This is a genomic window from Prosthecobacter sp. (genome assembly GCF_044222565.1).
Taxonomy (GTDB): domain Bacteria; phylum Verrucomicrobiota; class Verrucomicrobiia; order Verrucomicrobiales; family Verrucomicrobiaceae; genus Prosthecobacter.
This window is the reverse complement of record NZ_JBGANA010000044.1, coordinates 19,569-27,538: the sequence shown is the minus strand read 5'-3', so window position 1 is coordinate 27,538 and position 7,970 is coordinate 19,569. Positions and strand designations below refer to the sequence as shown.

Genomic DNA, 7,970 nt, shown 5'->3' with positions numbered 1-7,970 from the left:
CTCCCATCGCCCCAATCACACACTCAACCGCCCACTGCCCACTGCCCACCGCCCACCGCTCACCGCTCACCGCTCACCGCTCACCGCCCACCGGCTACTCCCCGCCACACAGCTTCGCCATCCTGATTTCCACCGTGCGGTCCCCTTCCCCGACAAACAGCACGCCTTCCTGAAGGGTGATCGTCAGGTCCATGGAGCGATCCACCAGCTTCGCAAGCTCCTGGCTCTCCGCGGCGGGGATCTGCCACACGTGGAGGTTGTTCACGCGCGTGAACTTCCCCGCGAGTCCGGCCCACCAGGTGGCGGCGGTATTGGCAAAGCTGTACACGCTGACCTTCTTTGAGCGTCCGCACAGGCGCACCAGCTTCTTTTCATCCGGCTGCCCCAGCTCGATCCAGTGCATGAGCAGGCCGGTGAGATCGTGCTGGCTCAGCGCGGGCTCGTCCGCCTCCCACATGTCCTTGCCAAATTCGAGCTTGCCGAGGTCGTTGTTCTCCGGCGCGTTCAGCACAAAGGCCAGCAGCCTGATCATCATGCGCTCCTCGGTTTCAGAAGGATGCCGCGCGATGGTGAGCTCGTGGTCTGCGTACACATTGCGGTCCAGGTCGGAAAGAGAGACCTTGGCTTTGTAGATGATTGCTTTGAGGGCCATGAAAAAGTTGGGAAGACTCCAAGAGGTCAAGGAATGGTCAAGCAGTCAAGACGTGGCTGTGGAGCAAAATCGTCCTCGTCCTCCTACTCGTCCTCCTGCTCTCAGTTGATTCGCTAAGCTCACCCTCCGGGCTCCTTTCAGTCGTCTGTCTCGCTTCTCTCGGCTGTCCTCGGCCATGGCACCTCGTTACAAGTTTCAGGTTTAAAGTTAAAAGTCAGCGCCGCATGCCGCGACAGCACTCGTCCGCTCCTCCTCGCGTCCCAACCATTCGTCATTCGTCATTTCTCATCACCCGCTTCCCCTCCTTGCGCCAGTTGCAATCCCAAAAGTGGACCCAAGAAATTGACCATGACACACGAAACACCGTCTCCGCTTCCGCCCGAAATCGCAGCCTCCGCCCCGGTCACGATACCGGTCCTGACACAGCCCACAGCAGCGTCTCCTGCACCAGCCGAGCCTCCGGCCCCGGCAGTGCCTCATACACTCGTCCCCGCCCCCGCGCCCGCGGCCGCCTTCCTCACCATGCGCCAGCTGGCGGCGGCGCTGGGGGTGAGCCGGAGGACGCTCACCACCTGGAACCAGCGCCGCATCATCCCCTCCGTGCGTGTGGGCCGCGTGCGGCGCTATGAGCTGGAGCAGGTGCGCCACGCCCTGCGCACCCACGGCCAGCCCGACTCCGGCATGCACATCCCCGCCGGGCCCGCTGCGGCTTTCTGATACCACTTCCTACCACATAAGAGCACCCCAGCCGCTGCCTACGCCCATCAATCTTCCTCCTACTCTTCCTCCCGGACTGCCCGGACTCAGGGAGGAAGAGGAGGAGGAAGAGAAGGAAACCACCACCACGCCACCACGCCACCACGCCGCCACGCCACCACGCCACCGCCCTCCGTTCAACCACTGCAAACAATCGCAAACCACCGCCAACAACCGCAAACCCTCCCCCCACGCCCATGACCACCACCCACCAAAAACAGCACACCACAAAAAAGCACGACATACCAGCCCTGAAGGAGCGCCTGCTCATCCCGGAGGCATGGCGGAGGCTGGGACTGGAGGGGCAGCCGGGGGCCACGTGCCGGTCGCCGTTCAGGCCGGACAAGTCGCCCTCCTTTTCCATCTACAAGGGCGGGCGGCTGTGGAAAGACTTCTCCACGAGGCAGGGCGGAGACGTGATCGACTTCATCGCCCTGGCGCGGCAGATCAGCCGAGGCAAGGCGCTGCGCGTGTTTCTGGACATGCTCGGCATCCCACTCGAGGTGCCCACAAAGCCGCGCCCGCGCCCGCAGCAAACCCATTCCACCTCCAGCCGGCAAGGCACGCCAAACGCCAGGCCCACAGCGCAGTCATGCCCTCCCGGTGTTGCGGCGGATTCTTCCACCGCAGGCGCCGTGAAGATGCCCGAAAAGCTGCGCGCAGAGCAGCAGGCTGCAGCGCCTGAAGAAAGCAGGAGCATCCCCCTGCACAACGGCACAGAGGCGGACCGCCAGCTCGTGGCGGACACGCGGCACATCACGCCGGAGGCCGTGTCCCTGGCGCTGGCGCTGCGCACGCTCACCTTTGCCATCGTGCAGGGCTTCCGCTGCTGGCTGCTCACGGATGCGGAGGGCCGCATCGCCGAGGCGCGGCGGCTGGATGGCAAGGCCTTCCCCGCAGCGGGGCCGCTGGGCCGCCGGAAGGCGCACACGCTGCGCGGCTCCCGCAAAAGCTGGCCCCTCGGCGCGGCGGTGCTGCGGCGTGTGCCGGACTTCAAAACCCTGCTGCTGGTGGAGGGCGGCCCGGACTACCTGGCGGCGCTGCACTTCGCCCATGAGCTGCAGCGCTGGGACGTGCTGCCCGTGGCCATGCTCGGGCGCGGCACCGGCACGCGCATGGACGCCGCCGCTCTGCAGCTCATGCGCGGCCGCCGCGTGCGCATCTACCCGCATGCCGATGCCGACGGCGGCGGCCTGCAAAGCGCCCGCATGTGGGCCGTGCAACTGCACACCGCAGGCTGCGCCGTGGACACCTTTGACTTCTCCGAACTACGCCGCACAGACGGCAAGCCGGTGAAGGACCTCAACGACTGCACCACCGGCCTTGACGAAAAATCCGCCACCATCGTGCGCGAAAGCCTCTTCCCGAATCCCGACCTCGAGGTTGATCCCCCGTTCTAGCCTCCCGTTTCGCGCTGCATCCCGTTCGTCCTCGAACTCGTCCTCGTCCTCGTCCTCGTCCTCGACACCAGCGTGCCCTTCGTCCCCACACTGCCGAGCCCCACAAACCGGACCAAACGCGGCGAAGCCCGCCTAACACGACTCGCACCCTCCGAGCCCCCGCCAACGCCATCGGATCGAGGACGAGCAGGAGGACGAGGACGAAGACGAAGACGAAGCCCCGGGAAGCGCCCCATTTTCCACCCCATACCACAAACTACCACTCGTTTCACATTTCGCACAACATAACACCCACAACAACACCACCACGACCATGAGCCTGATCACACCCTTCATCCCCACCGCCGAAGAGCTCGCCCTGTACGCGCAGCACCCCAGCCGCAGCCAGAGCACCGGGCAAAGCCAAAGCCAAAGCCAAAGCCAAAGCCAAAGCCAAAGCCAAAGCCAAAGCCAAAGCCACGCCCCGAGCTCGGGTCAAAGCCACACCAGCACGGCCACAGCCACAAACACGACCACGAACGCACCTACGAGCACCGGCAGCACCAGCCGCAGCCCTGCGGGCGGAAATACGGCCGGCCATGGCGACCTGCCCACCCTCAATGCCATGCCGGGCGCACCGCCCAGCGGCGCAGGCCTCGGCTGCGGCAGCAGCGGCAGCAACAGCGGGCTCTCGAACTACCAGCCCATGGCACATTCTGGTTCTCCCGCCGCATCCCCCCAGCAGACGTATCCGTGGCAGGCGGCGGCACCCGCCCAGCAGCCGCCGCCACGGCCACCGCTGGCGCAGTTTGTCCTCACCGCAGAGCAGCTCGCAGCGCTCGTCATCCCGCCACGGCCCGCGCTGCTGGACCGCTGGCTGTGCCAGGGAGATCTGGGCTACATCTTCGCCCCGCGCGGCGTGGGCAAGACCTGGATGGCCATGGCCCTGCCCGGAGCCATCTCCAGCCGCCGCCCCTTGGGCCTGTGGCAGGCTGGCAGCGGCACCGGCACCGCCGGTCCATCTTCCTCCTCCTCTTCCTCCCTTTCTGGCGCAGACACCACCCCCATCCCCGTCCTCTACGTGGATGGCGAGATGGCGCTGCAGCTCACCCAATACCGCGCCCACGGCCTGGATCTCTCCCAGGTGCACCACCTGCACCACGAGCACCTCTTCAATGAAAACAGCAGCAGCCTGAACATCGGCGAAGCCGAGGACCGCCAGCGCCTCACCGACCTCATGGTGCAGCAGGGCTACCAGGTCCTGATTCTGGACAACCTCAGCTCCCTGGCCAGCGGGATCGATGAAAACAAAGGCATGGACTACGAGCCCATCTCCCACTGGCTGCTCGAGCTGCGCCGGCGGAAGATCACCGTCATCGTCATCCACCACGCCGGCCGCAACGGCTTCATGCGCGGCCACACCAAGCGCGAAGACGCCTGCTCCTGGATCCTCGAACTCCGCGACGCCCGCCAGGAAGGCGACCCCGGCGCGAAATTCGTCAGCCACTTCACCAAACCCTCCCGCAACACCGGCGAACCCCTGCCGGATCTGCTGTGGCATTTTACCAGTGATGCAACCGGGCAGACGAACATCCATTGCGAGCTGGCGCAGGTCTCCGAATACGAGCAGTTCATCCAGCACGTGCTGGAGGGGGTGACGAGCCAGAAGGACATCGCGGAGATGATGGAAAAGAACAAGGGCACCGTCAGCAAATGGGCGCGCAAAGCCCTGCAGGATGGCCGTCTCAGCGGCGGCGCAAACAAGCTCCTGCCACCCAAAGCCCCGCCGTCCAAAGGGCGCGGTCAAACACGCGTCCACGCCAGCGATGACGATTTCGGCGATAACAATGACGACGACTACGACCAGGATGACGACAGCTAAAATCCGCCGCCCAAGTCCCCGCACGGCAGCTCTGGTTGCCGGTTGCCCACCCTATGTTTTGACTTTGGCAACCGGCAACCAAGCCTCTCCTCCCCCCTCGGTTTTAGGCGCAATGGGTGGCACGATGTGGCACCAAGTGGAAAGCAGAGGCATTTCCGCGAAGGCCTGAAGCCAAACCCATGGCAACCGAAAAGGGGTGTCTGGTTGCCATGTGGAAACCGGGCCAGAGACAGAAAAGACCCTCAGTACGCTTGCATTCTATGCTGCGCGATCAAAAACAACCGCCTGATGTTTGGCCAGAAATGCCAGATCAGGTGGGACCGCCTCATCGGGCAGATGAAGAATCTCCCCTTCATACCTGCCAAAATAATCCGCAATCACCTCCTGGCTCAATTCCTCGCGAAGCTTTCGCGATAGAACTAGCCGGAGATTTTGATCAAAGGCTATCAAACCGCGATCAAAAGCTGCATCGTGAAGGCGCGAGAGACACAGACCATTGCGCACATTCAGCCGTTCGGCGGGGTATGACGCCCATGGGAGAATGTGCGAAGCCACCAGCAAATCCCGCACAGCAAGGCGAGACACTCCACAGCATCCGCCAAAGTTATTGAACACCGACTCTCGAAAGTAATCCTGGCCACGGCGGAGCTTTACGTTTGCAGTGTATTCCGTGTCGCCGGAGGGCACCGTCCTGCGTACCACGAGTCCTTTTTTCGGCACCACCTGGAGATCGCAATCCTCCGGCACACTAAACAGCCTGCGGAGGGCTGCTTCACTCTCCGGCGCAGCTTCGTTCAGATGCGCATGGAACTCCGCCCACATCAGACGGTCCATCTTGCTTGCCTTAACCATCCCCTTGATTCCACGCATCTGCTGGACGGGGTCCAAAGAGGCAAGGTTTGCTAGCTTGAGAGCCAGACTGTTCGCCGTACGGCCCAATCTCTCTGCCACCTCAATGATCACCGCTAGTCGGGCGTTAATCTGCCCGAAAGGAAGCTTGTGATAAAGATTGAGGGCAATCAACAGTTCGTCACGAGTCCACGGGGATGACGTTTTCAGGGGCATTTTGGCTGACCTCGCAGATATTTGTTAGATCGCCAGATCAAACGGCAGGTCGGAGATATCGCGAAGCCGCTTGGCGGCTATCAACATCTCAAGGTCTTGATCCTGTTCACTTCTGCGGCCCCCAACACACTCGCTCACTGCTGCACGGAGTTCTTCGAGGGCGATGTGATATACACAGTCTAAATCACCACTTCCTTGAGCTATCGAGGCAATTCTTTTCGGGAGAGGCTCGGCGGTGATGGCCACAATGTGGGGAACATGCCCATTGCGATTGCGGATCAGGTTCAGCGCTTCAGTGCGCGCATTCTGTGCTCGATCACTTCGAATGGTCCATTTGCACGAGATACTGGCGTGTAAAAACTGACCGGGAAAAGAAGATGCATTACTGCTCCGCAATGGAGTGTGCAGTGAACAATGTTTGTCCACAATTGCGCCGGGTTGATTGATGATCTCATCGGTTTCTGAGTGTCTGACCACCACCACGTCCGGTTCGATGAAGTAGTCGCCGCCCAGCACTGCGCGGAGATCTGGATCAAGCTTCGCTTTTTCCGCCAGCCGGACCAAATGATTATACTGCTGGTAGTTGGAAATGCGCACCTTGGAACGATCCACTCCATGGAAAACCTCCCACTTACCGGGACGGAGATGTGGCAGCGCCAGAAAGGTCGCTCTAAGGAAGTCAGCCACTGCTTTTTCAAACCCTTTACCCGCAGTCTGGCCGCTGGATTTCTCCGCTGTTGTTGCCTCTCCAATGCGTGCAATCAGGCCTTTGGAAATGCTCTTGGAGATGTCGCTACCACGATCGGCAATGCTTGCCACTCCCTGGCTATCAATGTTCAGATCCTTCTTTAGAAGAGCAGCCAAAAACTCGGCCCGTGCTGCTTGAATCACAGTGCTTTTCTCCTCGCTCATTTCCGTGCCTTTCGTTTGGTGGTTTTATATTCCGTTGGCTTCTCCAGCAGCCTCATTTGCGCTGCCTCAGCCTTTTTGGTTTTAGAGCGCTTCCCATTGAGCATAGCGCTAATGGAAGTGCCCAGAGCCTTGGCAACTAATGGAGGAAACGCGTTACCTATCTGGCGGTAGGCTGCAGTTTTACCGCCTGCAAACTTCCATGAGTCGGGGAAGCTTTGAATACGGGCCGCCATTTTTATTGTCAGTTTGGGAACGTGGTCCAATGGGGCGTCCGCAGGAGGAGGATTGTTGGCTATTCCCATTCCATCCACCCCCAGGAGCCTCCATTGTGCTTTTGCCCTCGTTGGTCCCAGATCTGGGCCACCATGCAGACGGGAGCCTCCCACAAGTGTTGGAGCAATTCGATTTGCCAGCTTCGACCAGTTTACAGCCCCTTTCCACCCATCCTCTCCCATGAGATCAACCAGAGTCTCTCCCACCGTCTTGGCATCCAAGCTTGGTATTGGCCACTCAAAACGGTTCCAATCAGCGATCTTCATTCCTATGATGATGAACCGAGGCCGCAGCTGTGGCACGCCATAGTCCGCCGCTTGGATAAGGCGTCCTTCAGGCTCATATCCCAACTCCCTAATTTTCTCAAAAAGGCTGCTCCTGTATTCGGTAAACTTTGCGGCAGCCAGTCCAGGTACGTTTTCAAACATGATCACACGGGGCTTTGCGCTCGCCATGATCTCTAATGCAGCGGGGAACATGTCTCTCTCGTCGTCAGAACCAAGCTGTTTGCCAGCCACGCTGAAGGGCGGGCAAGGCACCCCCGCAGTGACCAAATCCACACCACGGAACTTCGAGCCATCGAACTTCCGGATATCCGTGTGTTGGACGTTCCACTGGGACCGATTTTCGAGCAGAGTAGCACAGAATTTGGCTTCATACTCCACAGCAGCCGCGTGTTCGAATCCTGCCATTTCGAAACCCAGAGCCTGTCCACCTCCACCGGCACAAAGTTCCAGAACCGTGGGACTCACGCCTTCACCCCCTGGAAAAGGATTCCCGAGTCCAAGCCAAGCGCTTTGGCGATGCGGACAATGCTAAGCAAGCTGGGGTTGCGGACACCACGCTCGATGCCGCTGATGTAGGTGGAATCGAGGTCGGCCTTGTCGGCCAGGGCTTCTTGGGAAAGGCCTTTCTCAGTGCGGTGTTTGCGGATGTTCTGCCCAAATGTATCGAGGGCACGGTGGCGTTGGCTCATGCCGACCACCTTGGACGATGAGTCTAGGGACTATGAGTCAAGTGAGGCCAAGATTTGAACCCTTCGCAGCCCCCC

8 protein-coding genes are annotated in these 7,970 nt (G+C 60.8%); 3 read left to right on the top strand and 5 right to left on the bottom strand.

Annotation, left to right across the window (positions count from 1 at the left end; genetic code table 11):
• Positions 1-94 precede the first annotated feature (94 nt).
• A complete protein-coding gene (locus tag ACILSR_RS32260) occupies positions 95-652 on the bottom strand; it encodes a YaeQ family protein (RefSeq protein ID WP_395753949.1) in 558 nt (185 codons plus the stop codon).
• 348 nt (positions 653-1,000) lie between these two features.
• Here ACILSR_RS32260 and ACILSR_RS32255 point away from each other — a divergent pair, with 348 nt between their 5' ends.
• The 3 genes from ACILSR_RS32255 to ACILSR_RS32245 all read left to right on the top strand — a co-directional run bounded on the left by ACILSR_RS32255 (position 1,001) and on the right by ACILSR_RS32245 (position 4,669).
• Positions 1,001-1,369 carry a helix-turn-helix domain-containing protein gene (locus ACILSR_RS32255; protein WP_395753948.1) on the top strand — a complete coding sequence of 123 codons (369 nt, stop codon included), beginning with the start codon at positions 1,001-1,003 and terminating at the stop codon, positions 1,367-1,369.
• Between the two features lie 236 nt (positions 1,370-1,605).
• Positions 1,606-2,808 (top strand): CHC2 zinc finger domain-containing protein, encoded by a 1,203-nt coding sequence (locus ACILSR_RS32250; RefSeq protein ID WP_395753947.1) that lies wholly within the window; start codon positions 1,606-1,608, stop codon positions 2,806-2,808.
• 313 nt (positions 2,809-3,121) lie between these two features.
• On the top strand, positions 3,122-4,669 hold the full coding sequence (locus ACILSR_RS32245) for an AAA family ATPase (protein WP_395753946.1): 1,548 nt from the start codon (positions 3,122-3,124) through the stop codon (positions 4,667-4,669).
• Between the two features lie 258 nt (positions 4,670-4,927).
• Here ACILSR_RS32245 and ACILSR_RS32240 read toward each other — a convergent pair whose 3' ends face one another.
• The 4 genes from ACILSR_RS32240 to ACILSR_RS32225 are packed head-to-tail and all read right to left on the bottom strand — an operon-like array spanning position 4,928 to position 7,895.
• Positions 4,928-5,734: an HNH endonuclease gene (locus ACILSR_RS32240; protein ID WP_395753945.1), complete on the bottom strand. Its 807-nt coding sequence runs from the start codon at positions 5,732-5,734 to the stop codon at positions 4,928-4,930.
• 24 nt (positions 5,735-5,758) lie between these two features.
• Positions 5,759-6,646 carry an NgoMIV family type II restriction endonuclease gene (locus tag ACILSR_RS32235; RefSeq protein ID WP_395753944.1) on the bottom strand — a complete coding sequence of 296 codons (888 nt, stop codon included), beginning with the start codon at positions 6,644-6,646 and terminating at the stop codon, positions 5,759-5,761.
• Positions 6,643-7,671 (bottom strand): DNA cytosine methyltransferase, encoded by a 1,029-nt coding sequence (locus ACILSR_RS32230; protein WP_395753943.1) that lies wholly within the window; start codon positions 7,669-7,671, stop codon positions 6,643-6,645. Before ACILSR_RS32230 ends, ACILSR_RS32235 begins: the two co-directional genes overlap by 4 nt.
• Positions 7,668-7,895: a helix-turn-helix domain-containing protein gene (locus ACILSR_RS32225; protein WP_395753942.1), complete on the bottom strand. Its 228-nt coding sequence runs from the start codon at positions 7,893-7,895 to the stop codon at positions 7,668-7,670. Before ACILSR_RS32225 ends, ACILSR_RS32230 begins: the two co-directional genes overlap by 4 nt.
• Between the last annotated feature and the right edge of the window lie 75 nt (positions 7,896-7,970).